24 protein-coding genes are annotated in these 26,295 nt (G+C 40.3%); 15 read left to right on the plus strand and 9 right to left on the minus strand.

Going from position 1 to position 26,295, the window contains the following annotated elements; genetic code table 11:
- Positions 1 to 33 precede the first annotated feature (33 nt).
- Positions 34 to 780, minus strand: a complete 747-nt coding sequence (gene gpmA / locus BEGALDRAFT_RS08705; RefSeq protein ID WP_002685756.1) for a 2,3-diphosphoglycerate-dependent phosphoglycerate mutase — start codon at positions 778 to 780, stop codon at positions 34 to 36.
- Positions 781 to 1,301: 521 nt separating this feature from the next.
- On the opposite strand from gpmA, the gene BEGALDRAFT_RS08710 reads away from it, so the two are divergent.
- The 10 genes from BEGALDRAFT_RS08710 (at position 1,302) to BEGALDRAFT_RS08755 (ending at position 10,949) form a co-directional block, all read left to right on the plus strand.
- The gene (locus BEGALDRAFT_RS08710; RefSeq protein ID WP_002685757.1) at positions 1,302 to 1,625 is read left to right on the plus strand and encodes an ArsR/SmtB family transcription factor; all 324 of its coding nucleotides are present in this window, start codon (positions 1,302 to 1,304) and stop codon (positions 1,623 to 1,625) included.
- Between the two features lie 155 nt (positions 1,626 to 1,780).
- Positions 1,781 to 2,260: a rhodanese-like domain-containing protein gene (locus BEGALDRAFT_RS08715; RefSeq protein ID WP_002685758.1), complete on the plus strand. Its 480-nt coding sequence runs from the start codon at positions 1,781 to 1,783 to the stop codon at positions 2,258 to 2,260.
- 77 nt (positions 2,261 to 2,337) lie between these two features.
- Positions 2,338 to 2,820 (plus strand): protein-export chaperone SecB, encoded by a 483-nt coding sequence (secB, locus tag BEGALDRAFT_RS08720; protein WP_002685759.1) that lies wholly within the window; start codon positions 2,338 to 2,340, stop codon positions 2,818 to 2,820.
- Positions 2,821 to 2,842: 22 nt separating this feature from the next.
- Complete coding sequence (locus BEGALDRAFT_RS08725) at positions 2,843 to 3,850, plus strand: NAD(P)H-dependent glycerol-3-phosphate dehydrogenase (protein WP_002685760.1); 1,008 nt, start codon at positions 2,843 to 2,845, stop codon at positions 3,848 to 3,850.
- Positions 3,851 to 3,853: 3 nt separating this feature from the next.
- The gene (locus BEGALDRAFT_RS08730) at positions 3,854 to 4,558 is read left to right on the plus strand and encodes a HugZ family pyridoxamine 5'-phosphate oxidase (protein ID WP_002685761.1); all 705 of its coding nucleotides are present in this window, start codon (positions 3,854 to 3,856) and stop codon (positions 4,556 to 4,558) included.
- 8 nt (positions 4,559 to 4,566) lie between these two features.
- The gene (accA, locus tag BEGALDRAFT_RS08735; RefSeq protein ID WP_002685762.1) at positions 4,567 to 5,526 is read left to right on the plus strand and encodes an acetyl-CoA carboxylase carboxyl transferase subunit alpha; all 960 of its coding nucleotides are present in this window, start codon (positions 4,567 to 4,569) and stop codon (positions 5,524 to 5,526) included.
- A 95-nt stretch (positions 5,527 to 5,621) separates the two neighbouring features.
- The gene (lpxL, locus tag BEGALDRAFT_RS08740; protein WP_002685763.1) at positions 5,622 to 6,602 is read left to right on the plus strand and encodes an LpxL/LpxP family Kdo(2)-lipid IV(A) lauroyl/palmitoleoyl acyltransferase; all 981 of its coding nucleotides are present in this window, start codon (positions 5,622 to 5,624) and stop codon (positions 6,600 to 6,602) included.
- Between the two features lie 73 nt (positions 6,603 to 6,675).
- Positions 6,676 to 8,652: a ribonuclease catalytic domain-containing protein gene (locus tag BEGALDRAFT_RS08745; protein ID WP_002685764.1), complete on the plus strand. Its 1,977-nt coding sequence runs from the start codon at positions 6,676 to 6,678 to the stop codon at positions 8,650 to 8,652.
- Between the two features lie 4 nt (positions 8,653 to 8,656).
- Positions 8,657 to 9,898, plus strand: a complete 1,242-nt coding sequence (locus BEGALDRAFT_RS08750; RefSeq protein ID WP_002685767.1) for an ApeA N-terminal domain 1-containing protein — start codon at positions 8,657 to 8,659, stop codon at positions 9,896 to 9,898.
- Positions 9,899 to 10,346: 448 nt separating this feature from the next.
- The gene (locus BEGALDRAFT_RS08755; protein ID WP_002685778.1) at positions 10,347 to 10,949 is read left to right on the plus strand and encodes a hypothetical protein; all 603 of its coding nucleotides are present in this window, start codon (positions 10,347 to 10,349) and stop codon (positions 10,947 to 10,949) included.
- Positions 10,950 to 11,101: 152 nt separating this feature from the next.
- Here BEGALDRAFT_RS08755 and BEGALDRAFT_RS08760 read toward each other — a convergent pair whose 3' ends face one another.
- Complete coding sequence (locus BEGALDRAFT_RS08760) at positions 11,102 to 11,653, minus strand: AAA family ATPase (RefSeq protein ID WP_002685786.1); 552 nt, start codon at positions 11,651 to 11,653, stop codon at positions 11,102 to 11,104.
- A 27-nt stretch (positions 11,654 to 11,680) separates the two neighbouring features.
- Between BEGALDRAFT_RS08760 and BEGALDRAFT_RS08765 the strand changes: the two genes are divergently transcribed.
- Positions 11,681 to 12,673, plus strand: coding sequence for a DNA polymerase III subunit delta' (locus BEGALDRAFT_RS08765; RefSeq protein ID WP_002685792.1), 993 nt, complete (start codon positions 11,681 to 11,683; stop codon positions 12,671 to 12,673).
- 47 nt (positions 12,674 to 12,720) lie between these two features.
- Here the strand turns inward: BEGALDRAFT_RS08765 and BEGALDRAFT_RS08770 are convergent, their stop codons facing one another.
- Positions 12,721 to 13,893, minus strand: a complete 1,173-nt coding sequence (locus BEGALDRAFT_RS08770) for a radical SAM protein (RefSeq protein ID WP_002685793.1) — start codon at positions 13,891 to 13,893, stop codon at positions 12,721 to 12,723.
- Positions 13,894 to 14,046: 153 nt separating this feature from the next.
- Between BEGALDRAFT_RS08770 and BEGALDRAFT_RS08775 the strand changes: the two genes are divergently transcribed.
- Together BEGALDRAFT_RS08775 and BEGALDRAFT_RS08780 are read left to right on the plus strand one after the other, a co-directional pair.
- Positions 14,047 to 16,686, plus strand: a complete 2,640-nt coding sequence (locus tag BEGALDRAFT_RS08775; RefSeq protein ID WP_002685795.1) for a sialidase family protein — start codon at positions 14,047 to 14,049, stop codon at positions 16,684 to 16,686.
- A 235-nt stretch (positions 16,687 to 16,921) separates the two neighbouring features.
- A complete protein-coding gene (locus BEGALDRAFT_RS08780; protein WP_002685797.1) occupies positions 16,922 to 19,585 on the plus strand; it encodes a sialidase family protein in 2,664 nt (887 codons plus the stop codon).
- A gap of 447 nt (positions 19,586 to 20,032) precedes the next feature.
- Here the strand turns inward: BEGALDRAFT_RS08780 and BEGALDRAFT_RS08785 are convergent, their stop codons facing one another.
- The 5 genes from BEGALDRAFT_RS08785 to BEGALDRAFT_RS08805 form a co-directional block, all read right to left on the minus strand.
- Positions 20,033 to 20,602 carry a FixH family protein gene (locus BEGALDRAFT_RS08785; RefSeq protein ID WP_002685798.1) on the minus strand — a complete coding sequence of 190 codons (570 nt, stop codon included), beginning with the start codon at positions 20,600 to 20,602 and terminating at the stop codon, positions 20,033 to 20,035.
- Between the two features lie 2 nt (positions 20,603 to 20,604).
- Complete coding sequence (gene ccoG / locus BEGALDRAFT_RS08790; RefSeq protein ID WP_002685799.1) at positions 20,605 to 22,047, minus strand: cytochrome c oxidase accessory protein CcoG; 1,443 nt, start codon at positions 22,045 to 22,047, stop codon at positions 20,605 to 20,607.
- A 96-nt stretch (positions 22,048 to 22,143) separates the two neighbouring features.
- Positions 22,144 to 22,884, minus strand: coding sequence for a heparan-alpha-glucosaminide N-acetyltransferase (locus BEGALDRAFT_RS08795; RefSeq protein WP_050978426.1), 741 nt, complete (start codon positions 22,882 to 22,884; stop codon positions 22,144 to 22,146).
- Between the two features lies 1 nt (position 22,885).
- Positions 22,886 to 23,530, minus strand: coding sequence for a guanylate kinase (gene gmk / locus BEGALDRAFT_RS08800; protein WP_002685804.1), 645 nt, complete (start codon positions 23,528 to 23,530; stop codon positions 22,886 to 22,888).
- A 9-nt stretch (positions 23,531 to 23,539) separates the two neighbouring features.
- Positions 23,540 to 24,403, minus strand: coding sequence for a YicC/YloC family endoribonuclease (locus BEGALDRAFT_RS08805; RefSeq protein ID WP_002685805.1), 864 nt, complete (start codon positions 24,401 to 24,403; stop codon positions 23,540 to 23,542).
- Positions 24,404 to 24,836: 433 nt separating this feature from the next.
- Between BEGALDRAFT_RS08805 and BEGALDRAFT_RS08810 the strand changes: the two genes are divergently transcribed.
- Together BEGALDRAFT_RS08810 and BEGALDRAFT_RS08815 are read left to right on the plus strand one after the other, a co-directional pair.
- Positions 24,837 to 25,016 carry a hypothetical protein gene (locus BEGALDRAFT_RS08810; protein WP_040294925.1) on the plus strand — a complete coding sequence of 60 codons (180 nt, stop codon included), beginning with the start codon at positions 24,837 to 24,839 and terminating at the stop codon, positions 25,014 to 25,016.
- Positions 25,017 to 25,030: 14 nt separating this feature from the next.
- Positions 25,031 to 25,717 carry an acylneuraminate cytidylyltransferase family protein gene (locus BEGALDRAFT_RS08815; protein ID WP_002685807.1) on the plus strand — a complete coding sequence of 229 codons (687 nt, stop codon included), beginning with the start codon at positions 25,031 to 25,033 and terminating at the stop codon, positions 25,715 to 25,717.
- Between the two features lie 8 nt (positions 25,718 to 25,725).
- Here the strand turns inward: BEGALDRAFT_RS08815 and BEGALDRAFT_RS08820 are convergent, their stop codons facing one another.
- Positions 25,726 to 26,148, minus strand: coding sequence for a hypothetical protein (locus BEGALDRAFT_RS08820; protein ID WP_002685809.1), 423 nt, complete (start codon positions 26,146 to 26,148; stop codon positions 25,726 to 25,728).
- Positions 26,149 to 26,295: the final 147 nt, after the last annotated feature.

The raw sequence follows: 26,295 nt of genomic DNA on the forward strand, positions 1-26,295 counted from the left end.
GCAGGTCTCTAATAAAACTCGCAATACTGGGGTTTACTTAGTTTGTGCTTGATTCGCAACCGAATTAACAGCCGCTTCAACCGCCGCTTGGTCGCCTAAATAATAATGCTTGATAGGTTTACAATTTTCATCTAATTCATAGACTAAAGGAATAGCGGTGGGAATGTTTAAGTTGACAATGTCTGTTTCAGAAACATTATCTAAATACTTAATCAGTGAACGAATACTATTACCATGTGCCACAATAATGACTTGCTTCCCCGATTTAATCGTAGGGACAATGGTTTCTTCCCAATAAGGCACAAAACGGGCGACTGTTTCTTTTAAACTTTCCGTTAACGGCAATTCTGCCTCGCTTAACGCCTTATAACGGGGGTCATTACCCGCATAACGTGCGTCTGTTTTTTCCAATGCAGGTGGGGGAATGTCATAACTCCGTCGCCAAATTTTTACCATGTCCTCGCCATGTTTTTGCGCGGTTTCCGTCTTGTTTAAACCCTGTAACGCCCCATAATGACGCTCATTTAATCGCCAATTGCGATAAACAGGAATCCACATTAAATCCATTTGGTCTAACGTAATCCATAAAGTACGGATGGCTCTTTTTAAAACAGAGGTGTAGGCAATATCAAATGTAAAGCCTTCCTTTTTCAATAATTGTCCTGCTTGGGTTGCTTCTTCCAGCCCTTTAGGAGACAAATCGACATCTGTCCATCCTGTAAAGCGGTTTTCTTTATTCCAAACACTTTCCCCATGTCGCAGTAATACAATTTTGTACATAATAGGCTCTTTAAACTAGGTTGATAGGTCACAATAATTATAAAAATGAAAAGACTTTTTTTTAGATTTTTTAATAAAAAAAGCGTTTAAAGACTAAAATAAGCTTTTCTCAAGAATAAAGCGTCTTTTTTAAAAAGCGAAACCAGCATTTTATAACAACAACACGATGACTTTAAAACAGCAAATAATCGTGAGTAACTAAATAATTTATATAAACTACATTCATGTCTGTATTAAAAATTTTATTGTAACCTGAAATACACATATCTCCAAACGTTTTACAAGCACATACGAATAAGCCACTATATTAGTGTATTACTATGTAATTATTAAACAGATAAATAATCACCATAAAGCAACGGTTCACAGATATTTGCTATATAATAAATGAGAGAAAAAGCAAAAAAATGTAAATATGCTTTAAAAGAGACGGACTGCGTAGCAGATAACTTGAAAATAGCGAGTATTTGACAATATCTAAATTGTTGCAAATAGATAGCTTTGTGTGGAACCAGAAATTTATGGCAGAAAATATTCAACCGATTGCGCTGATTACCCATGATGAAGATATTGAACGAGCAGCGCGTTCGATGAAAGCAATGTCCCATCCTCTACGTCTCAAAATCTTGTGCACGTTAGGAGAACATGAATTGAGTGTGCAAGATATCGTGGAACAAGTGGGCACTTCACAAAGCAATATTTCACAACATTTGGCAATTTTACGAGATAAAGGGATTTTAACCTCTCGTAAGGATGCAAATCGAGTGTATTATCGCGTCGGTGATGCTCGAACATTACGCCTAATTAGTATGATGCGTGAGGTTTTTTGCTCATTTTGTAGCTAATTACTTGCATGAGCCTTGAATAATCCCCATTTCAGATAGTTTGAGATGGGGATTATTCTTTTATGGGAACAATTTGCATTAAAATAGATGCGCATTTACAGCATTTAATCAATTCAGCAATCTGACGCATTTTTAAATACAGGAGACATAAAATTATGGGACAATTTTTTGAGTTTATGGGAAATCATCCCTTTTTATTCATGGCATTATTTGTTGTTGCGACGCTGTTAGCATGGCAAGTGTTTAATAGTGCAGGACTTGGGAATGCCTTGCAACCACAAGAGGCAACTTTAAAAATCAATCGTGAAGATGCCATCGTTGTCGATGTTCGTGAAGAAAATGAATATACACAAGGTCATATTATCAATGCCTTACATATTCCGCTGGGCAGTTTAGTCAATAAGTTAAATCGTTTAGAAAAGTACCGCGACCGCCCAATTATTGTCAGTTGCATGACAGGACAACGCTCTGCAAGTGCGGTTGGGATTCTCAAGAAAAATGGGTTTGATAATGTGTATAATTTGAGCGGTGGCATAATGGCGTGGCACAATGCCAATTTACCTGTTGCCAAAGGAAAGGAAACCAAGGAAAAACAGGTTGCTGATGTGGTAGAAAACGTGAGCGAAAACGCATAAGGCTATTCTTTAAATCGCATTTTTTCCCTATTTTTGTGTATTAACACATTCACCATTTTATTTTGAGGACTGTAGCTGTGGCAGACGAAAACCAACAAGTGCAAGAAACTTTTCAAATCGGTACGATTTATTTAAAAGATATTTCTTTTGAAACCTCCAATTCTCCTGATGTTTGGAATGCACAAGGAAAACTTGCACCAGAAACCGAAATTACCAGTAGTATAAGTGCGTTACGTCAGGATGTTTACGAAGTAATTTTAAAAGTCAACGTCACGGTTAAAGTCAATGATAACACTGCTTTTATTGTTGAAATTCAACAAGCAGGAGTTTTCATGATTCAAAACTTTACCCAAGACCGTTTAAACTACATGTTAAACAGCTACTGCTTAAGCATTCTATTCCCCTATGCCCGTGCTAACATTGCTGATTTAGTCACACGCGGTGGCTTCCCGCCTTTAACCTTAGGCATCATGAATTTCGACGCGATGTATGCCCAACGCATTCAACAACTGCGTGAAGAAGCTGCCAAAGCAGCGACAGCAACTGGCGCAACCGCTTAATTCCAACCGAAAAATACCTTGCATGTTATCGCCGTCCGCCTTATTAGTCTTAGGGGCAGGGTCATGGGGCACTGCACTGGCTCTTGCGCTTGCCCGTCGACAATACCCTATTTACCTTTGGGGTAAAGACCCTGCGCATGTTCATACTTTACAAATACAACGTTGTAATCAACGATTTTTGCCGAATGCGGTTTTTCCCGATAATTTATACGCCATTACGGACTTCGTAACCCTCATGCCGATTGTGGAAGACATTATTATTGTCGTTCCTAGCCATGGCTTCCGCGAAACCTTAAAAAAAATAAAGCCCTACATTACAAAAAATCATCGTTTATGCTGGGCAACAAAAGGCTTGGAATATCAAACAGGGTTGCTTTTACACGAAGTAGCGCGTGCAGAATTAGGCGATAACATCCCTCTCGCGGTTTTGTCAGGTCCTTCATTTGCCGGTGAAGTCGCTGCCGCCTTACCGACAGCGGTCACGATTGCCGCACAAGACATCGAAAACGCTCATCATGTCGCCCAATTATTTCATCAAGCCTCATTCCGTGCTTATACCAGTAATGACATGGTCGGGGTACAAATTGGGGGCGCGGTTAAAAATGTCATTGCCATTGCTGCAGGTATCGCAGATGGTTTAAAAATGGGAGCAAATACCCGTGCCGCTTTAATTACACGTGGACTGAGCGAAATTGTACGTTTAGGCATTGCCCTCGGTGGACAACGCGAAACCTTTATGGGTTTAGCAGGCTTAGGCGATTTAGTCCTAACTTGCACTGATAACCAATCCCGCAATCGACGCTTTGGCTACGCACTCGCGCAAGGCATCAGCCTAGAAGCTGCACAAGCTCAAGTTGGACAAGTGGTCGAAGGCATACATGCTGCAACCATCACCCACCAACTCGCCCAACAGCACGGTGTAGAAATGCCCATAGTCAACCATGTCAACCAAGTATTAACAGGACAAAGCACCCCACTAGAAGCCGCTCAAGCCCTGTTAGCCCGTGAACCCAAGCCAGAAATGCTATAAAAAATGAGCGATAAACTCACTGAAGCCCGTGCATTATTCCTCGACAGTAAATATGGTGTGCTATCCACCCTACTTGCTGACGATACACAATACCCTTTTGGCTCTATTGTTCCTTACTGTTTAGACCGACAAGGCAACCCGCTAATACTCATTAGCCGATTAGCGCAACACAGTAAAAACCTCATTGCCCATCCAAAAGTGTCGCTCACGTTACACCAAGCAACAACAGGTAACGTCTTAACCGCTCCCCGCTTAACCTGTCTTGCCGATGCAATTCCCCTAAGTACTGATGATGAAGATAGCCGTAATCGTTACTGTCGTTACTACCCCGAAGGCGAATCCTATTACAAACAACTGGATTTTCATTTCTATCGGCTTATCATCAAAAAAGCCCTTTATATTGGCGGATTTGGACGTATTGAATGGCTTGCAGGTGACGAACTGATTAAACCAAACCCCTTAACTGCTGACGAAGAAACCCAGATTCTTCAGCACATGAATACAGAACACCAAGCGGCCCTACGTCACTACTATGAAAACTCGCAACACGTACTGATTGACGTGCGACAAGCCCTCACCATAGTCGGCATAGACAGTGATGGCTTTGACATACAAACAGGTGAACGCCTACACCGTTTTACATTTCAACAAGCAGTGAACAACGTAACCGACGTTAGACACGCCCTTATAGCCATGGCGCAGGTATAAAGAAAGCGATGAATCTGAATTTCTTAGAATTTGAACAACCCATTGCCGACTTAGAAGCGAAAATCGACGAATTACGTTATGTTGGCAAAGACAACGACATCAATATCAGCGATGAAATTGAACGTTTAAAAGCCAAGAGCGAAGAACTCACCCGCTCCATTTTTAGCAATCTCAGTGCATGGCAAATATCCCAACTTGCCCGCCATCCACAACGCCCTTATTTACTTGACTACATCGAGCATATATTTACCGAATTTCAAGAACTACATGGTGATAGAGCATTTGGAGACGATTCCGCTATCATTGGCGGACTTGCCCGTTTAGCGGGTCGCCCTGTCATGGTTATCGGACACCAAAAAGGACGCAGTACACGGGAAAAAATTCAACGCAATTTCGGAATGCCCCGCCCTGAAGGCTACCGCAAAGCCTTACGCCTGATGCGCATGGCAGAACGCTTCCGCTTACCCATACTCACCTTCATAGACACCCCTGGCGCGTATCCTGGTGTGGATGCAGAAGAACGAGGACAAAGCGAAGCGATTGCCCGTAATCTCTATGAAATGATAAGTTTAACCGTACCGATTATCTGCACCGTTGTTGGCGAAGGCGGTTCAGGGGGCGCGTTAGCCATTGGCGTTGGCGACCGCGTGGCGATGATGGAATACAGCACTTATTCCGTTATATCCCCCGAAGGCTGCGCTTCTATTCTCTGGAAAAGCTCAGACAAAGCTGCTGAAGCCGCTGAAGCGATGAACTTAACCTCTAGCCGTCTTAAAGAGCTAGGATTGATTGATATGATTATCCCTGAACCGCTAGGTGGCGCACATCGTGACTTAACGCAAATGATGGAAACCATGAGTACGATGCTACAAAATACCCTAAAAGACTTAGAAACCTTATCCATTAATGAATTATTAGAAGCCCGTTATCAACGCTTTATGCGCTTTGGGGTGTTTGAAGAGGCATAGAATTCAAACAAACACAGTTGCATCATACGTAATAAACGATGTAACCGTTAAACATAGAGAGACCAAAAATAACCGCTCTATGTTTAACCACACACGTGGAAAACCCCACGATTAATGATTCACAATTAATCTATCCCGTACAACGCCAAATGCTTGCCCAATTCCTCCGTCACTCCCCCTTATCTCCCCTCTACTGGCACTGGTGGCTGATTATTGCAATCCTGTGGCTAGTTACCCGTTTACCACTTTCGTGGCAACTCCTCATCGGACGACAAATTGGCTACTGCCTCTACTTACTCGCATCACGTCGCCGTCATATTGCAACCGTCAACATCAACTTATGCTTTCCTGAATTAAGCGAAACTGACCGCAAAAAACTCGTTAAAGAAAGCTTTCTCGTCTTAGGCGAAGGACTACTCGAACTCCTCTCCGCATGGTGGATGCCAACCGCTCGCTTCAACATAAAATGGCAAGTGACAGGAGAAGAGTATTTACTGGACGCGATACAAAAAGGTAAAGGTATCATACTATTAAGCGCACACTTCACCGCTTTAGAAATAGGTGGACGCTACCTCACCATGCGCTTTCCGAAACAAATTCATGCTATTTACCGTCGCCATCAAAACCCCGTTTTAGAATATGTGACCCGTCACAGTCGCGAAAAACACGCCGAAAAAGCCATTCATCGCGATGCCGTGCGCGAAATGCTTCGCAGTTTAAAAGCAAATAAAATTCTTTGGTTAGCGACAGACCAAAATTTCGGACACAAAAACAGCGTATTTGCCGATTTCTTCGGCATTCCAACCGCCACCAACACCGTTGTTAGTCGTTTAGCAGGTTTTAGCAACTCCGCCATTATCCCCTTTTTTACCCAACGCCTTCCCAACCAACAAGGCTACAAAATTATTTACCTCCCCCCCCTAGACAATTTTCCCAGCGGAGACTATTTAACCGATACCAACCGCCTAAACAAACTGATTGAAAACCAAATCCGCGAAGCCCCTGCCCAATACCTATGGACACATCGCCGTTTTAAAGACCGTCCCGCAGGGGAAAAATCCTTTTATGAGACATAAGCAATCTTTGCAGAAAGACACAACCTGCGTATGATTCTCCCTATTCACCTCTAACCGTAAAGTAGGCATTGTCGTGACTGATTTCGAAGGACAAGTATGGGCTGCGCAAGATGATGATAATGTACAATTTATCTGCATCAGCAAACGTGTTAAAAACAAAATTCAAGCCGTTAACGAAAAAGGACGCGACACGCGGATTGCCGAAGAAAAACTGCTATGGCAATACCATAGCGACGTGCGCGACCTCAACGAATGGCAAAACCTCGCTTTTAACCTCCAAACCGTTATCGATAGCCTACGCAGTCAAATCGACATCGCCTTACTCTGGGAAACCGCGCTCGACATGCAACTGACCGATATCAGCGACATGGCAGAGCTATACTTTGGCGGAGATGTCACCGCTGAACACTTCGTTGCTATTTGGCGCGTACTCGCTGATGACCGCCTTTACTTCAAACGACGCAGTAAAGCATGGGAAGCCCGCACCGCCGAACAAATCGCCGAACTCAAATTACAACGCGAACGCGAACAAGCCCGCGCAAAAGCCCAACTACTCGCGAATGAATGGCTAAAAAATGCTGCTTATCAAGACAATGTCACCCTTTCTCCTGAAATTCTTCCCTTTGTCGAACGCCTAGAATGCTGGCTACGTGGTGATACCGACAAAGATGTCGACGAACTAGTCGGACGCATTGCCGAAACAGTAAAAATAAGCCCGCGAGAACTAGCCTTCGAAGTGCTACAAAAAGCAGGACGTTTGCCCGCCGATGCTGACCGTGATGTCATTATTGCAGGCTTAAAACCCGAATTCTCCAGTGCAGTCAACGAAGCCGTCCATGCCATCACCCACTGGCAACCCACAGCCGAGCAAACCATCACCGAAATTGCCTTTAGCATCGACGACGAAGAAACCCGCGAAGTTGACGATGCGTTAAGCATAGAAACCGACGGCGACGGCTGGAAAATTACCATTGCGATTGCAGACCCCTCCGCCGTGATTCAACGCGGTGATGTCTTAGACCGCGAAGCCATGCGACGCGGGACAACCGTCTATTTACCGACCCAAACCGTTTTAATGCTACCTGAAAGCGTCTCTTGCGACATCGCCAGCCTAAGCCCGCAACAAGTCCGCTCCGCGATATTACTGCGTGCATGGCTAGATAAAGACGCAAACCTCACCAACAGCACCATTAGTCGTGAACCCATTATTGTCCGTCGTCGCCTGCACTACAGCGATGCTGACAAAATGCTAACCAGTGCAGAAACTGATAACGACACCGTCGCCTTAAAACAACTCCTCACCATTGCCCAACAACGCCAAAGCCAACGCCTAGCCGAAGGCGCATTTAACTTACAACGCCCTGAATTAAAAATTAAAGTCTATAACGGACAAGTCACCGTCGAAATCTTAGATAAAGACTCCCCCAGCCGTTTACTGGTCGCGGAAATGATGATTTTAGCCAACCACATCGCCGCCAAATATGCCCAACGTCACCAAGTGCCGATTATTTACCGCACCCAAGAATCCCCATTAGAACCGATAACCCCCGAACTACTCGCCGAACCGCTCGGCTTTTACAAAGTTCGTAAACTCCTACGCCCCTCCAGCCTCTCGCTACAACCCGCAGGACACAGCGGACTAGGCTTATCCGCGTACACCCAACTGACCTCACCGCTACGCCGTTTTGCCGATTTAGTCATGCAACGCCAACTTGTCGCCCACATCGTCGGCGAGCCGTTACCGTATGACCAAGATGAATTATTCAAAGTTTTAGAAACCGCCGAACGCACGTCGCGCGAATCAAGAATGATAGAAAACGACGCGAAAAAACGCTTTTTCATGCAATATTTACAAGACACATGGAGCAATCAACCTTTTCAAGCCATGTTACTGGACACCGTGAAAGGTGGTTATAAAGTCGAGATGCAACCATGGGGCGTGGATGGCTTTTTAGGCGGAAATGACCGTTTAGAATTGGGTCAAGTGGTTACTGTGATGGTGGATAAAATACGGGTTCGAGATGGGTATGCGCGGTTGAAGGTGGTTTAAGTCTATGGAAGAACTCCCAGAATTATTTAAAGAGCAAAAGTGGGTTGGCGAGTTTTATGTTAGAAAACTACAGCCCACTTCAGATGAAGATGAATATTTACGTTTTTTAGGAGAAATTAATTTTTCGCCTGAAAATGGGCTTACTCTTTATTATTCAACAAGTTCAATGCTATGCAAAACTAAAGGTGTTATTTATGGAATTCTCATGACAGGAGAGAGATGTAGTCTTATTGGTGGAAAACTCCCAGAACTCCAATTTCCTACCCTTAGAAAAGGGCAAATGACTCATCAAGGTCTGATAAGTTGTTCATGTCTGTTTATTAATGATCATATTGAAGAGGATACAACCTTTCATGAAGTAACCTTTACTGTAACAAATATGCAGGAATTTTTTATTCCACAAGGCTATAAAAATCATGTGGGATTTACTAAAGAGTCCTTACTAAAAGTAGATATGGATTATGAACATATTTCAGTGGGTAACTATGGTAGTTTTTTGTTTTTAGGAAAAACGCTATATCACCGCAATAGTGAAGCGTTGATGGAACTAACAAACTGTTTAGAACAAATTCAAAAAAAATACTCATCAGAAGACTTTCTTGTTAGAAATGACATGGTTTATAAAGTAACACTGCATTTTAAACAGGAAGAAAATATAAAGAATATTTATAAGCGGATTACCGATATAGCTGACTTATTTGCTATTTTAATGTACAAACCAGTTTATCCAGAAAGTATAGAAATCTCTATTAGAACGACAGATTCTCCTCATCCTCCTCTTAAAGTTAAAGTCTATCCTGCCACGATTATCAGTCCAAGAACACTGGAATTGTGCCTTAAAGAAAGAAAGCACTTCGATTTACCAATTACAGCAAGAAATATTGACTTATCTAAAGTTATGACGAAATGGCTGGAAATATTAGATAAATATTCTGTTGTAATATCTAATATTCAAAATGATACACCCTATTTTGATAGACACTTTTTATATGGTTCGCTCGTTTTATATGTTGCTCAGTTAGAAGCAATTACGATAGCTGATAATGCTGATCATTCTATAAGATTCGAGTATCCAATTACTACTTACGGAACACCTAAAATTAAAGACAAGTTATCCAAATTATTAGCCACTGACAGTGAAAAGAATCTTGGGCAACGTATTAGTGAATTGCGAAATCAGATTGCTCATGTCGGAAAAACAAAGATATTATCAATAATCTTTCAATGCCATCTATGGTTGAAATAGCTCAATATATGAGATTAGTAATTTTCAGCTATATACTTCATCAATTAAAAATAGAAGAAGAAACTACCCATAATTATTTAAGTAGGTTTTCTCCAGCAGAATAATACTTTTTAAATCAAAAACTTTCTTCGCCTACCTGTATTTTTCTTACTTCTGAAATATCTCCCTTGTTTTTAATAATCTCCCGAGCAACCCCATGAACATCAACGCCGCCATCATTGACCAGCGTCTCAATGCTTTAATGAATGAAATACGAGAAAACGCTGAAAATGAGTTAAATAACCTGAGTTCGGCGAATTTCTTTTAAAAAGACAACAAGTTGTCTGAATCAGGATTAGCAGGATTAAAAAGTGTGATTTACCTGACTTTTTGGTTTGAGGGTTTTAAATCCTGTTAATCCTGAAAATCCTGATTCAGACAATGTTTTAATCTTGTCTGGAGAATCCCGATGAAAAACAAGAGAGCAATCTCTGCCAGTCCTTCAAACCTTTTCGCCTGTTCCGACAGACCTGCTAGGTTTTTAAAACCTAGCAGGTCTCTGTTTTATTTTATAAATCTCGCCAAACTCAGGTTAAATATCAAAGACGATGATAGATTAAAATCACTGGCGTTTATTTATCTCACCGTAAAAACCGTTCTTAATCTATCGGATACAGAAACCTTTGATTGTTTAACCGAAGGCGGGGGAGATTTTGGCGTTGATGCGGTTTATATTTCTGACCCCATAGACAATGAATTTACCGTTTGTTTATTTCAGGGGAAATATCAACGAAAATTAGAGGCAACTGCCAATTTTCCCGAAAATGGGATTAAAGCCCTTATTTTTGCAGTACAACGGTTATTTGACCCTTCCTTTAAAATCAGCCATATCAACCCGCGATTAGCCAGCAAATTAGCGGATATCCTTTCCTTTATTCATGATGGTTATATTCCGCAAGTACGTCTTATTGCTTGCAATAATGGACTTTGTTGGAACGAATCCACACAGCAAGAAATTAACCGAATACAAGCAAACTTAGGTAATCAAACCCGAGTACGGCGAGTTTTATAAAATAAAACAGACATCTACTAGGTTTTCAAAACCTAGTAAGTCTGTCGGTAACAGGATTTAAAACCCTCAAACCAAAAAGTCAGGTGAATCACGCTTTTTAATTCTGCTCATTCTGAAAATTCTGTGAATTCTGATTCAGACAAAAGAAAGACCTAAACCATAACACAAGCAACCCGTTCATCTAATGCCAACACTGCCCGCTTAATTACCGTGACTGCAACTTGCAAACGCTCATCATGACATAAACCCAAAACAACACTATTTAAATGCTCAATATAAGCTTTATTTAAAGCCGCTTTCCCCTCTTCATAAATCAAAGGAATTGCAGGCTGTAACACAACCAGTTGCGAAAAAAATTGATTCGTAATTGTAAAACACTGATTTAAATAAGCCTCTAAATCAGGAAAATCAACATCTGTCATTCCTTGAATATCACCCAAGGTATAAGCCATAAAATCAATAGGCGTGCGATCCGTGATAAAATCGGTTGGCGCATCATGCCAGCTCATTGTGGCACTGTTTAAAACCCGCTGTTGTATCCATAATCGAGTTTTAAAATCCATCGGTTTAGCAGGGTCTAAACCATACTCTTGAAAAACAGCACTGGTACTTGTCGCTAAAAAAGGCATCCCTGTTTTTTCTGCAATAGCACGCGCCAACGTGGTTTTACCCGTGCGGTGACCGCCACATAAACCAATTCTCATAATCATTCCATTCTGTAACAATAAACGATGATAACCGCTTTTCCTTGGCATGAGCCATTATGGCATACAATTCACACGGCTTATCAAAAAGATAGACTGCCTCACGCGCTCCTATTTTGTGGTGTGCAAGGGATGGGAAAAACAGCACTTGCGCAACGTTTAGCCGCATTATTACTCTGTGAAACACCTTTAGCAGACGGAAACCCCTGCCAACAATGCAAAGCCTGTCAACTGCGACAAGCCAATAATCACCCTGATTTTTTAGAAATTGCCCCCGCCGAAGCAGGTAAACAAATTTTAATCGATCAAATTCGACAACTCATTCAATTTTGCGCACTCACGTCCCATCATGGACGCTACCAAGTTGCTTTAATTCACCCTGCTGAAGCAATGAATCACAACGCCGCTAATAGCTTACTGAAAATATTAGAAGAGCCACCCGCTAAAACCGTTCTGCTCCTTGTCAGTCATCAACCCAGTGCCCTAATGGCGACAATACGCAGTCGTTGCCAGCGTGTTGACTTTTCTAAAGTTAATCCCGCAGTGACACAACAATGGCTTAGTCAACAATTGCCAAATCATCCCGCTATTCCCTTACTGCTCAATCTCTCCGCACAAGCCCCGCTCACCGCTTTAGCCTTAGCCCAAGGTGACGCATTGAACCAACGCCAGCAACTGTTAGATAGCCTTATCAAACTCCCAACAGGGCAAGAAGAACCGATTAAAGTGGCTGAATTATGGGGACAAATGGAAGCCATCCAAGTCATACATTGGATGTTAAGCTGGACAATGGACTTAATCCGCCTACAATTAGCAGGGCAACAAAGTCCTGTGACAAATATTGATAAAAGAAACGCGCTACAAGGACTTGCGCCCACCGTACCACTTCCCCGCCTTTTTGAATTGCTAGAAATGGAAAAAGAAGCCTATCAATTAATTAAAGGAACAAGCAATGTAAAGCCTCAAGGCTTATTTGAAAGTTTAGCCATCACATGGGGACGGGTACGGCGTAAAGAATAATAAACTAAATACTGCCAATTCTGAAAATCTTGATTCAGACAAAAGCGTTAAATCTTAACTTGTGCCTTTTCCCAACGACTTAAGGCTTGATGAATCAATAAATTTTGCCCTTGAATCCATTCCGCTATAAACATTTCTTCTAAGGCTAAACGGGCAGGATGTTGAGAAATAGGGGTTTTCCCTTCGGCTAATAATTCCGCTTCTAAAATTGTATATAACTGCATCCATACCGCACAATCATGGCTACGATTACGCCAATCTCCCGCAAAGGCAGTACCAGGACATTGTCCTTTACACATTAAGAAAAAGCGACAATCTTGACAGCCTTGATAATGTTGCGGGGTATGATACAAGGCTAAATACCGTTCAAAGCCTTCTATATTTGCTTTAACAAAATCAATGCCTTCTTTATTTGTCCGCCCACAATTACGCCGTTGTCCGTGTCCTTCCACACTACGTACAGCGCGAGTGGTGTAGGCATCGCAAGCCTTCCAGACACAAGTCACGGGCGCGTCATCGCCTAATAATAAACAGCGCATATCGTGAAAAATATCAAATCGTAACTGGCTCAAGGTTTTTTCTAATTCAAGAAAACTTTGTAACGCGGCTAAATTTTCCGTATCACTGAGGGCATATTGTTGCGCAATAATTGGGTTATCAATTTCTAAAATATGTAACCGTACTGAACGAATCCCAAGCTGTTCCATGTCTCGTAACCAAGTATGTAACAAAGGTAATTTGTCAGCCCGTGCATTGCCTTGATGTAACGTAATGATTAAACCCGCTGGAATACCCAACGCGCATAATTTTTCGATAGCCTGCTCTGTTTTCGCCGTTGCCTCGCGGGTTTTACGATAAGTGCCTGCCCAACGGACATCATTTAATTCTCCCCCGCCATCAATAGAAATGCCAACATGCACATTATATTTTTGAAATAACTGAATATGTGCATCCGTGATTAACGTCCCATTGGTTTGCAAATTATTCTGCCCATAACGGGCAAATCCCCACGCCCACAAGGTTTCTAAATCAGCTAACGGAATTAATAAAGCCTCTCCTCCAAATAAACTAAAGGGTTCATTTTCCTGTGCCAAACTTGCCAGCATTTTAGGAATATCATAATGATGCGTGACATTATCCGCATCGCGTTGTGGGTTTTGATAGCAATATTGACATTGAATATTGCATTTAACCCCTAAAGGACGAAGTTCGACAGACATGATAAAAACAACTTTATTGCTTTTCCTGATTGGGTGATGAATTAGACGTAAAAAAGTTTCTAGTCAAGTAATTTTTATAATTATTTTTTTATTGCATAAAATTCATAACGATATATACTCAGTTGTAATCAACTGGTTTTAAAAGGATATTTTATGCATTTTTACCTAAGAGTTTTATCGCTACTAAGCTTATTCTGCCTCATTGTTCCATTGAGTTGGGCTGGGGAAGATGAGTGGACTATGTTTGATTTACCTGATGCTGGAACAGGGTTTTTAGATACTAGCGCAGTACCATCTGGATTAATTTTATCGAATACCTACCAAAGTATGGATAAAGGAGAAAGTTGGACGGCTATACAACAAATTGATTATTCCCTTAATAACCGCTCAATACGCTATCGAAAAGACCCAACTGCTGATATTTGGTATGGCGTAGATAATGACTTCTCAGGTATTAGTGCGTTTTACAAACGCATCGGCTTATATGGTAAATGGGCTGAAGTTGTGGCTGATAATGGTTTTGCGTTACCACCTATACAAATAGTGCATTCATGGGTTGCAGAGGGGGCAGATATTTTAGCAATTGCGCCAACTCAACCTGCAACAATTTATGCTTGTGTTACGCCCATAACTAATGGTTACAGTTATTTAGATGAAAATATTTACCGTTCACAAGATGGCGGAAAACGATGGTATCCAATTTATTCTCTTGAGAAACCTGTCAATAGATTTTTAGCCAGAACCTTAGTCGTTGACCCCAACTCACCCAATACATTGTATATTTTAGGGCAAGAGACTATGGAGGCTGATGCTAATGGTAAGTATAAATATAAACTTTACACAAGTCATAATGCTGGGAATGACTGGACAGAAACAGCACATAATACCATTGAAACTAATTATATTGCTTTATTAAGTACACGCAATACACTGTCAGCCGTCGCAACAACGCCAACAACACTTTATTTGAATACAAATAATCCCACATCATCCGAATTATTCCAAACAACGGTAACAGGGAATATTTGGGAAAAGCTTTCCCTTCCTTCTGCCTTAGATAGAGTTGGTTTAGTGCAGGATGATTTATCTATAGAGTTAATTCCTAGTAAAACAGCACTATATGCTATCATCTCACCATATTATCAATATGAAGAACAGGATAGACTTTATAAGCTTACTCATAACAGTGTTAATTGGACAGAATTAACGAGCGATTTATTCCCCTCAACCTATTACCAACTGGTTATAGACTCTGAGGACGAAAACACCCTTTATCTCACAACAAAAGAGAATATTTTAAAAAGTAGTGATGAAGGAGAAAGTTGGCAATTAAGCAAAAAAGGCTTAAAGAATAGGAATATAGAAAAACTATTTAGTACGCCAACGACACTGTATGCACTGACAAATGGGGAGTTGTTTCAAGTAACAGATAAAGGCAAAACATGGACTAATTCAAATCTGCTTTTTCCCGCTATTCGTTTTCAAACCATAAACACCACGCTAGAAGCCACGAAAGTTTACGGATATACAAAAGATTGCAAATCGTTATATGTTAAACAACAGGGGCAAGAAGCTGTTTTTCATCCACTCCCAACGACTTTCCATCTATGTAGTGTAGATAGGACACAAGTGATATTACACACCGTTCCTTATGATGCTAAAACCCTATATGCAGTCGCTCCTGCGGGAAACAGTCCGTACTCAAGTGTAGATACGGAACAAACAGATAAACTCACAACCCCACAAATTTTAAAAAGCACTGATGATGGCGCAACATGGACAACACTTTACACATTGCTAAATCAACGTCAGTTTACATTAGTTCCAGACCCTATCACGCCGAAAACACTTTACGCATCCGTTGAAGCATTGGGCATTATGCGCAGTATTGACGATGGCGCGACATGGGAATTGCTGACTGATAAATTTGCAGGGATAAAGTTGTATGATTTTAAAGTATTACCTACAACACCACGTACTTTCCTTGTTGTGCAACGACTGGGCGAACAACTCACACTTCTTAAAAGTACAGATGAAGGTCGTAATTGGGTTACCAGTATTCAAAGACTAGACGATTTTTATCCGTTTGTATTACAAGCGCATAAAACCTCAGAAAATAACTACCTGCTATACAATTTGGTGGAAGATATCCTATATAAAAGTAGTGATACGGGAGACAGTTGGTGTCCCATTATTCCTTTCCCATTACCGCAACTCAATATACCAACTTTTGCAATAGATTCGACAGACGATAATACAGTCTATGCTTATACGTATACGTATGACGGCGACTTAGTAAAATACATGGTAGCAACATACACACCAACAACAAAGGAGTTTGTCAATCAGTTAAATGCTTATAATCTAACAACAAACTCACTTAATGACGCTATCATAACGGGGAAAATACAGCGTGATAGTTGTGAGACAGGTGGAAGATATGCATCTGTGCCTTTATCAGCAACAGTAGATATACAAGGGAGTATTGAGCCATTACCTGAACACATTGGACAAACAGCGGATATTGTTGTTTATGCACTATATGCTTTTGGTAGTGGGTCTATGTATTTTATGCTGGGGGATAATACGATTCAGGTTTGGGAGCATGCAATGGAAAACACATCAGAGTTAATTCCGTTTAAACAAGGAATTACATTGCAAGCTAAAAATGATATCCCTTTATATAAAGGACAGTTTCTTGCAGCAGGTCGTCTCTATATTTCTTTTGGTTATCGTTTAGCAGACGGAACAGTTATTGTTAATAAAAAAGAACTCACTGTTGATATTTTTTAAATTTTAATCCTAAAAGACGTTTAACAAATCTGTTTTGTTAAACGTCTTTTTTTATTCGAGCTACTTAACAGTTTTTCCCTTCTGCACGGAATGAAGAAAAAAAGAAGCAATAGCAATGAGTAAATCAGAGATAAAAAAGTTTCTAGTCAAATAATTTTTATAATTATTTTTTATTGCATAAAATTCATGATGATATATACTTAGTTGTAATTAACTGGTTTTACAAGGATATTTTATGCATTTTTACCTAAGAGTTTTATCGCTACTAAGCTTATTCTGCCTCATTGTTCCATTGAGTTGGGCAGGGGAAGATGAATGGACAATAATTGATTTACCTGATGGTGGGTCAGGGGTTTTAAATACTCGGTCACTTGATACTAGTACAGTACCATCGCGATTAATTTTATCAAATAGCTACCAAAGTATTGATAAAGGAGAAAGTTGGACAGCCATACAACCTGTCGGTTTTGATAATATCACAATACGCTATCGAAAAGACCCAACTGCTGATATTTGGTATGGTGTAGAGAACTACTCAGGTCTTAGGGCATTTTACAAACGCATCGGCTTATATGGTGAATGGGTTGAAGTTGTGGCTGATGATGGTTTTACTTTACCACGACGACAAATAAACTCTGGTAATGGGTCAGATATTTTAGCGATTGCGCCGACTCAACCTGCAACAATTTATGCTTGTGTTACGCCTATCACTAATGATTACAATCAGTTAAATGAAAATATCTACCGTTCACAAGATGGTGGAAAACGATGGTATGCGATTTATTCTCTTGAGAAACCTGTCAATAGATTTTTAGCCAGAACTTTAGTCGTTGACCCTCACTCACCCAATACATTGTATATTTTAGGGCAAGAGACTACAGAGGCTGATGCTAATGGTCAGTATAAATACAAACTCTACACAAGTCATAATGCTGGGGATGACTGGACAGAAACAGCACATAATATCCTTGAAGCTGGGTATATTACTTCGCTAAGTCTGCTCAATACACTGTCAGTTGTCGCAACAACGCCAACAACACTTTATCTGAATACAAATAACTCCACATCACCCGAATTATTTCGAACCACCATAACAGGGAATGCTTGGGAAAAACTTCCCCTTCCTTCTGCCTTAGATAGAGTTGATTTAGTGCAGGATGATTTATCTATAGAGTTAATTCCTAGTAAAACCGCACTCTATGCTATTGCCTCATATCGATATATAAAGGACAACATAAGCCCATTTAATCCGACTAGAGAGGATAAACTTTATAAACTCAATCATGACAATGTTAATTGGACAGAATTAACCAGCGACTTATTCCCCACACCCCATTATTACTCTTCATTCCATTACCGTTACCAACTGGTTATAGACCCTGAGGACAACAATACCCTTTATCTCACGACTGAAGATAATATTCTAAAAAGTAGTGATGAAGGAGAAAGTTGGCAATTAAGCAAAAAAGGCTTAAAGAATCGGAGCGTAGAAAATCTATTTAGTACGCCAACGACACCGTATGTTCTGACAAATGGGGAGTTGTTTCAAGTAACGGATAAAGGCAAAACATGGACTAATTCAAATCTGCTTTTTCCCGCTATTCGTTTTCAAACCATAAACACCACGCTAGAAGCCACGAAAGTTTACGGATACACAAAAGATTGCAAATCGTTATATGTTAAACAACAAGGGCAAGAAGCTGTTTTTCATCCACTCCCAACGACTTTCCATCTATGTAGTGCAGATAAGACACAGGTGATATTACACACAGTTCCTTATGATGCTAAAACCCTATATGCAGTTGTTCCTGCGGGAAACAGTAAGTATTCAAGTGTAGATACTGAACAAGCAGATAAACTCACAACCCCACAAATTTTAAAAAGCACTGATGATGGCGCAACATGGACAACACTTTACACATTGCTAAATCAACGTCAGTTTACATTAGTTCCAGACCCTATCACGCCGAAAACACTTTACGCATCCGTTGAAGCATTAGGCATAATGCGTAGTATTGATGATGGCACGACATGGGAATTGTTAACCTATAAATTTGTAGGAGTAGAGTTGCTTGATTTCAAAGTATTACCTACAACACCACGTACTTTCCTTGTTGTGCAACGACTGGGCGCACAATTCACACTTATTAGTACAGACGAAGGTCGTAATTGGGTTACCAGTATTCAAAGACGAGACAATTATTATCCGTTTGTATTACAAGCGCATAAAGCCTCAGAAAATAACTACCTGCTATACAGTTTAATGGAAAATATCCTATATAAAAGTAGTGATATGGGAGATAGTTGGTGTCCTATTGCACCTTCCCTATCATTGCAAAACAACATACATAATTTTGCAATAGATTCAACAGAAAATACGTTCTATGCACGTCTGTATGACAGCGACTTAGAAAAATACATGGTAGTAGCATACACACCAACAACCAAGGAGTTTATCAATCAGTTAGGTGCTTACAACCTAACAATGGACTCAACCAACAACGCCATTATAACGGGGAAAATACAGCGTGATAGTTGTGAGACAGGTGGAAGATATGCATCTGTCCCCTTATCAGCAACAGTAGAGATACAAGGAAGTATTGAGCCATTACCTGAACACGTTGGACAAACAGCAGATATTATTGTTTATGGAGCATATTATGCTTTTGATAGTGGGTATATGTATTTTATGCTAGGGGAAAATACCATTCAGGTTAGAGAGCTAGGAACTGAGTTAATTCCGTTTAAACAAGGGATTACATTGCAAGCTAAAAACGATATCTCTTTATATAAAGGACAGTTTCTTGCAGCAGGTCGTCTCTCTATTTTTTTTGGCTACCGTTTAGCAGACGGGACGGTTATCGTTAATGAGAAAGAACTCACTGTTGATATTTTTTAAATTTTAATCCTAAAAGACGTTTAACAAATCTGTTTTGTTAAACGTCTTTTTTATTCGAGAAAAATCTCTCTTTAACCTGAGTTCGGCGAGTTTCTTTTAAAAAGACAACAGTTTGTCTGAATCAGGATTCACAGGATTTTCAGGATTAGCAGGATTAAAAAGCGTCTTTCACCTTAATTTTTTGGTTTAAGGGTTTTAAATCCTGCTAATCCTGATTCAGACAATGTTTTAATCTTGTCGCACGTTCTGACAGACCTACTAGGTTTTGAAAACCTAGCAGATATCTGTTTTATAAAACTCGCCGAACTCAGGTAAATTAGCAATTTCACGCACAGCGACACGCTCAATAAAAACACGACTAAAGTTAAAATCCTCAATAATTGCCTTACCAGAAAATTGTAAACTAACTTGAGTTCGGTGAGTTTCTGTTAAAAAGATAACAGCTTTTTAATTCGTTGTTGCTGAAAATGGTTGCAGTGACAATGCTGTTTCGGCTACAGGCATACGAACGGATGTTAACAACCGCCAGTTATGTACTGATGCTTGCTCGTTGTGACTATCGCCTTCTTTTTCCTTACCATTATCAGGTGTTAATTGTACATACCAATTTCCTTCAATCAGTTGGGGTAATGTACCAATATATGTATCATCACCTGCACGCTTTAAAATTTGCGTTTGGTCATGACCTGCACGGGTATGATGCAGGAATGATAACGTTAACATGTCAGGATGGGGATAATTTGAAGATGACTTCAAGGTCAATAAAAGCATATTCTGTGTTTTATCTAGTTGAATATGTGCTTCTAAGCCATAGTTGACAGCGACTTTGTCACGGGCTAAGGTCATATTAATCGCAAGACCTTGTTTATAATAGTCATCAACGACCATGCCATCATCTGATTCTATCGCAAGGTTCAGGGTAATAAATCCTGCAACAATTGCCAAAACGGGAAAGAAAATAACAAACCATACATAGGGTTCTTGATACCAGCGAGTCATAATTTTATCAGTAGGCATAATTATCTCTGTAATTGAGTAGGACCTATAAAGCGTGCATCTTCAGTCACTGTCCAGTCAGTTTGACCATGAGTTGCTAAGGTAAATTCAATCGTGTTGCTTTGTTCTGGAATGTCTTCACGTGCAACATTGACGCGAACAGGTAAATCTAAAACGCTTCCACCTTCCACTTCTACTACTGCTGTGTCCGTCTCCAATTGCGCATTTTTTAACCCGCTAACCGTTAATGTGTATTGATGTGGATGTACGTCTTTATTCATCACTTTCAGCATGTAAACATTTTGAATAAGTCCGTCGTTATTTTCTCGATACAACATATTACGGTCGCGCATAACATCCAGTTGTACAGGAACACGGTTAGAAATGGAGTAAATCAGTAAGCCAAGAAGTATCAGTAATAAACTTGCATAAATAGCAACACGGGGGCGCAGAATATGGGTTTTATTGCCATGAATTGCGTGGTCTGTCGTATAACGAATTAATCCTGTTGGGTAATTCATTTTTTTCATAATATCGTCACAGACATCGATACAAGCAGAACAGCCGATGCATTGGTATTGCAAGCCATCACGAATATCGATACCCATTGGACAGACTTGTACGCACATGGTGCAGTTAATACATTCGCCTAAGTTTTTGCCTTGATAGTCATCGCCTTTTTTGCGAGAGCCACGCGGCTCACCACGGTTATCATCGTAAGCAATGATTAAGGTGTCTTTATCAAACATGGCACTTTGAAAACGTGCATAGGGGCACATGTATAAACAGATTTGTTCCCGCAAGAATCCCGCATTGCCATAAGTTGCAAAACTGTAGAAGAATAACCAGAAGGTTTCCCACCCTGATAAATTTATCTGCATTAAGTTAATGGCTAAATCACGAATCGGCGTGAAATAGCCAACAAAAGTAAATCCTGTGATTAAGGAAAAGAGCAGCCATAAACTATGCTTTGTTGCTTTTAAACGGAATTTACGTGCTGACATCGGTTCTTTATCGAGTTTCATCTGTCGATTGCGATCACCTTCTACCCACCGCTCCATCCAGATAAACGTTTCTGTCCAAACTGATTGCGGACAGGCGTAACCACACCATAAACGCCCTGCAAGCGTGGTGAAAAAAAACAGGCTAAATCCTGCAATAATGAGAAGAAACGCGAGATAGATAAAATCTTGTGGCCAAAATACCCAGCCAAAAATATAAAACTGACGGGCAGGTAAATCGAATAAGACTGCTTGCCGTCCATCCCATTGTAACCAAGGGAATATATAGTAAATACCTAAAAGGGTTAAAACACTGGCAATCCGTAAACGGGTAAATAAACCATCCGTTTGGCGGGGATAGATTTTTTTCCGCTTGGCGTACAAGCCTTGTTCTGTATTGTCCGTTGTTGCTTGTGTTTGCCCCTTGAGCACAACAGATGGCGTTGAATTATCGGCAGATGTCATAAGAAACTCATTAAACGAAAGTGTAAAAAGGATTTACAGGGATTCAGGGGGAATTAGTATAAAAAATTTCACCTGTTGGGGCGAATGAATTTGAATTTATCCAAACAGTCGTTTAATAGTCATTCCTAACCATAACACGCCCATTAATAGCGGTTGATGTAATAAATAAATCCATAAACTCCGCTTACCTAACCAGATTAATAAAGGATGCCCTGTTTGTTGCATCGTTTGTGTGAATCTTTTGAGCGTTTTTGTTAAACGTTGTAATTGTTCACCGCAGGCAATTCCTATTAAAAACACACCGAACCAAGGTAATAAGGGAACATAGTCCTCTGTTCTTGGTTTATGCGTCATCAATCCAAACCACTGCAAACTAGGCTGGTTAAATAAAGGATGTTGTACCCATCCCCCCACAAATAAGCAAAGCACACCCACGCTTAAACTCAACCAAAAGCGACGCACAAATAATAAGCCTAGTATGCTAGCAACCGCGATAAAATGGAGAATTCCAAAGAAAATATAACGGTGTTGAAACATGAGATAGCTCACGATGCTAATAAGTAACGCGCAAGCAATCAGCAGACTTAAACGGCGTAAATAGGCAGTCGTGATTAAAGTGTGACGACAGGCTAAAGCAAGGCTAATCCCCGCAATGCTGATGAATAGCGTCACAATGAGTGAGCGGAAATGAATCCAGTAGGGTGAGTTGTATAAATCCCAATCAACGAAGTGAAAATAATCGAGGTCGTAGGAAAAGTGATAAATCACCATGAGTAAAATGGCTACGCCTCGACTCGCATCTAAGAAGGCAAAACGGCTGAGAGGGTTTGTTCCCATTTTATGCAAGCAACTTGGCGAACAGTTGCCCATGTTTTGCCTGTTGACGGGGACGAGTTAAACGTTGGCTATGAATAATTGCTTGTAAATCTTGCAATGCCTGCTCAAAGTTGTCATTAATCACCACATAATCAAATTCTGGATAATGACTCATTTCTTCAATAGCGGCTTGCATCCGTCGTTGAATAATGGCTTCTGTATCTTGACCCCGTCCGCGTAAACGTTGTTCTAAAATGTCACGAGACGGCGGCAAAATAAAAATACTGACCGCTTCAGGCATTAATGCACGTACCGTTTGCGCCCCTTGCCAATCAATTTCTAAAATAACATCAATGCCTTGCTGTAATTGTTCAAAGACAGTTTGTTTTGATGTACCATAAAAATTATCGAAAACTTGTGCGTATTCAAAAAAAGTCTTGTTCATCAACATTGTTTGAAACGTGTCAACACTCACAAAATGATAATTCACGCCATTCACTTCTGCGGGGCGGGGCGGGCGCGTTGTATGTGATATGGAAACAGTTAGTTGCGGAATAGTTTGCACTAATTGACTGACTAAACTAGTTTTACCAGCCCCAGAAGGGGCTGCGATAATATATAACGTGCCTTGTAATGAAACAGGCATTGCAGGATGATTTAAACGCATAAACTCTAATTATTCAATGTTTTGTGTTTGCTCGCGGATTTGTTCAATTAATACTTTTAACTCAATTGAACAGTGCGTTGTACTGATATGATTCGCTTTAGAGCCGAGTGTATTTGCTTCACGATGTAACTCTTGCACTAAAAAATCCAAACGTCTGCCGACAGGCTCATCTTGATTAAAGATTTCTTTCACTTCTAATAAATGCGTTTCTAAGCGGTCTAATTCTTCGGCAACGTCCATTTTTTGCGCCAGAATCACCATTTCTTGCTCAACGCGGTCATTATCCAATTCTTTCAACTCAGACAAACGATTTAATAACCGCTCCCGCTGTCCTTGTAAAATTTGCGGTAATTCTGCCCGAATACCCTGCACTTCGGTTGCAATGGCTTCACAACGTTGGCGAATTAATAAGGCTAATTGCGCACCCTCACGTTCACGATGAGCAATGAGTTGTTTTAACGCCGTATTTAGATGTTTCAATAAAACATCGCTAACCGCTTCAATATCTATCGTTGGTACATCTAACACACCGGGAAATCTAAGAATTTCTAATGCATTAAATGGATGAGATTGCCCTGTGATTTCATTGATTTTACAACCAGCTTTATACAGTTGTTTCACCAAATCCATATTAAGATTTAAAGCACTTTGCGCACTTGTACTTGCTTGAAAATATAATGTACCGTTGACTTTGCCCCGCTTAATTTTTTGCTGTAAGCACTCTGTAAAAATAGGCTCTAAACTGCGAAATTCTTCAGGCAACCGAAGTGAAATATCTAAATGACGATGATTAACGGAGCGAAGTTCCCAACAAACTTTCCCCCATGCCTCCTGCTGTTCTTCACGCGCAAAGGCGGTCATACTGCGAATCATGGTTATTATCCTGTGTGCAACTGATTAAGGCACGCAATATATCATATTCATCGGACAGATTAAGACTACACAAATTAACCCTTTTGTCTGAATCAGGATTCGCAGGATTAATAAGGAAAGGATTGGTCATCCTAAAATATTCTAACCTGAGTTCTGCAATATTTTATGGATTAAACAGTGAGTTAAGGCGTAAAATTGCTTTAGCGATTTTACAAAGATGGAGGATTTTCTTCCTTTTGTCTGAATCAGGATTCGCAGAATTAATAAGGAAAGGATTAGTAATTCTAAAATAACGCGAGTACAGCGAAAAATGACTTAAATAAAAATAGGTTGAGAAGAATTCAACAAATTAAAGCTCTCATCAAGTTTAGGATTAATACGAGACATCAAAGAAGGCTTATGGAGCTTCCAAGTGTAAGCAATAAGCCCCGCAATGACATTGACTATAAACCCCAAGACACGTGGATTAGGCAATTTAGCGTGGGCAGAAGTTGGATCGATTATGTGTAATACATTAAAAAATCTTGATATTCATGTTTGCATTTACTTACCTACAGAAAAAAAAGTAGCCACTGAGTTATTAACCGCTGACTATTTACTTCAAAAAACTTAACATAACATATTGATATGTATAAAAACTATTCTTTCATCGCCATTATTCCCGCCCGTGGTGGTTCTAAAGGGGTGAAACGGAAAAATATCCGTTTGCTTGCAGGCAAGCCTTTAATTACTTGGACAATTCAAGCAGCTCAACAATCAAAGTATTTAGACCGTACAATTTTAAGCAGTGAGGATGCGGAAATTATCGCAACGGCGCGACAGTGCGGTTGTGAAGTGCCGTTTATTCGTCCTGCGGAGTTGGCACTGGATGAAACTTCAGGGATAGAACCGATTATTCATGCGATTCAAACATTGTCAGAACAGTATGATTATGTGGTGATTTTACAGCCGACTTCACCTTTAAGAATTGCATCGGATATAGACCAAGCAATTCAACGGTGTATCGACCAACAAGCAGATTTTTGTGTGAGTGTCACAGAGGCAGAAACGCATCCCTATTGGTGTTTTCAGCAGGATGAGCAGGGATTTTTACAGCCGTTATTTAAGGATATTCCCGCACGTCGTCAGGATTTACCCGCTATGTTGACCTTAAATGGGGCTGTTTATGTGGCAAAAGTCAGTGCTTTTTTAGAAACCCGCCGTTTATTAACTCCGCAAACAATCGCGTATGTAATGCCAAAAGTGCGTTCATTAGACATTGATACAGAAGCCGATTTTTTGTTAGCGGAATATTTATTGCGACAGACAATATAATCTCCTTGTTAAGAAAAGAGATTTTGCCACCAACGAAATTGTTTTTGTTTCGGTGTGTTGAGCTTATCTAAAGAATGGGGTGGAATTTTGCTGAGTAACCAACGCGGGATAATTGGTTCTTGGCTGATTTGACAACCTGAGCCGAGTTGTTGGGGGGTAAATACTTTTATCATGGCAGGATTTTCTACATTATCCGCATAAATCAGCCCGCAAAAATCACCCTTCGATTTATAGCGTAGCAATTCGTCTAATTCTTCAATAAATTGGCTTAAATAGTCAGTCGCAACAGGATGTTGTGGTACGGTATCGCCCACACAGTACACATACCAGCCATCAGGTTGTGCTTGTACTTTTTCCCATAATGCTTCTAGTTGAGCCCAGCGTAAAATCCCTGAAAAACGACTTTTATAATGTTGTTCAAATGCAAACATAAGCTAACCGTGATTAATGCGTGAGTTTATTGATAATATTTCTTAATTTTAATCAGTTAGTGCTAGTGTATTAAATGATTATTTTCTAATATACCTATAACCTTTTATAGAGATATAACTTGTATTCAATTGCTTTATTAAAAACTC

The organism is Beggiatoa alba B18LD (assembly GCF_000245015.1).
Classification (GTDB): domain Bacteria; phylum Pseudomonadota; class Gammaproteobacteria; order Beggiatoales; family Beggiatoaceae; genus Beggiatoa; species Beggiatoa alba.

Excerpts from the sequence above, each read along its gene's own strand:
- gpmA (WP_002685756.1), bottom strand. The coding sequence starts at position 780 with ATGTACAAAATTGTATTACTGCGACATGGGGAAAGTGTTTGGAATAAA.
- BEGALDRAFT_RS08710 (WP_002685757.1), top strand. The coding sequence starts at position 1,302 with ATGGCAGAAAATATTCAACCGATTGCGCTGATTACCCATGATGAAGAT.
- BEGALDRAFT_RS08715 (WP_002685758.1), top strand. The coding sequence starts at position 1,781 with ATGGGACAATTTTTTGAGTTTATGGGAAATCATCCCTTTTTATTCATG.
- BEGALDRAFT_RS08725 (WP_002685760.1), top strand. The coding sequence starts at position 2,843 with ATGTTATCGCCGTCCGCCTTATTAGTCTTAGGGGCAGGGTCATGGGGC.
- BEGALDRAFT_RS08730 (WP_002685761.1), top strand. The coding sequence starts at position 3,854 with ATGAGCGATAAACTCACTGAAGCCCGTGCATTATTCCTCGACAGTAAA.
- accA (WP_002685762.1), top strand. The coding sequence starts at position 4,567 with ATGAATCTGAATTTCTTAGAATTTGAACAACCCATTGCCGACTTAGAA.
- BEGALDRAFT_RS08750 (WP_002685767.1), top strand. The coding sequence starts at position 8,657 with ATGGAAGAACTCCCAGAATTATTTAAAGAGCAAAAGTGGGTTGGCGAG.
- BEGALDRAFT_RS08755 (WP_002685778.1), top strand. The coding sequence starts at position 10,347 with ATGAAAAACAAGAGAGCAATCTCTGCCAGTCCTTCAAACCTTTTCGCC.
- BEGALDRAFT_RS08760 (WP_002685786.1), bottom strand. The coding sequence starts at position 11,653 with ATGAGAATTGGTTTATGTGGCGGTCACCGCACGGGTAAAACCACGTTG.
- BEGALDRAFT_RS08765 (WP_002685792.1), top strand. The coding sequence starts at position 11,681 with ATGATAACCGCTTTTCCTTGGCATGAGCCATTATGGCATACAATTCAC.
- BEGALDRAFT_RS08770 (WP_002685793.1), bottom strand. The coding sequence starts at position 13,893 with ATGTCTGTCGAACTTCGTCCTTTAGGGGTTAAATGCAATATTCAATGT.
- BEGALDRAFT_RS08775 (WP_002685795.1), top strand. The coding sequence starts at position 14,047 with ATGCATTTTTACCTAAGAGTTTTATCGCTACTAAGCTTATTCTGCCTC.
- BEGALDRAFT_RS08780 (WP_002685797.1), top strand. The coding sequence starts at position 16,922 with ATGCATTTTTACCTAAGAGTTTTATCGCTACTAAGCTTATTCTGCCTC.
- BEGALDRAFT_RS08785 (WP_002685798.1), bottom strand. The coding sequence starts at position 20,602 with ATGCCTACTGATAAAATTATGACTCGCTGGTATCAAGAACCCTATGTA.
- ccoG (WP_002685799.1), bottom strand. The coding sequence starts at position 22,047 with ATGACATCTGCCGATAATTCAACGCCATCTGTTGTGCTCAAGGGGCAA.
- BEGALDRAFT_RS08795 (WP_050978426.1), bottom strand. The coding sequence starts at position 22,884 with ATGGGAACAAACCCTCTCAGCCGTTTTGCCTTCTTAGATGCGAGTCGA.
- gmk (WP_002685804.1), bottom strand. The coding sequence starts at position 23,530 with ATGCGTTTAAATCATCCTGCAATGCCTGTTTCATTACAAGGCACGTTA.
- BEGALDRAFT_RS08805 (WP_002685805.1), bottom strand. The coding sequence starts at position 24,403 with ATGATTCGCAGTATGACCGCCTTTGCGCGTGAAGAACAGCAGGAGGCA.
- BEGALDRAFT_RS08810 (WP_040294925.1), top strand. The coding sequence starts at position 24,837 with ATGACATTGACTATAAACCCCAAGACACGTGGATTAGGCAATTTAGCG.
- BEGALDRAFT_RS08815 (WP_002685807.1), top strand. The coding sequence starts at position 25,031 with ATGTATAAAAACTATTCTTTCATCGCCATTATTCCCGCCCGTGGTGGT.
- BEGALDRAFT_RS08820 (WP_002685809.1), bottom strand. The coding sequence starts at position 26,148 with ATGTTTGCATTTGAACAACATTATAAAAGTCGTTTTTCAGGGATTTTA.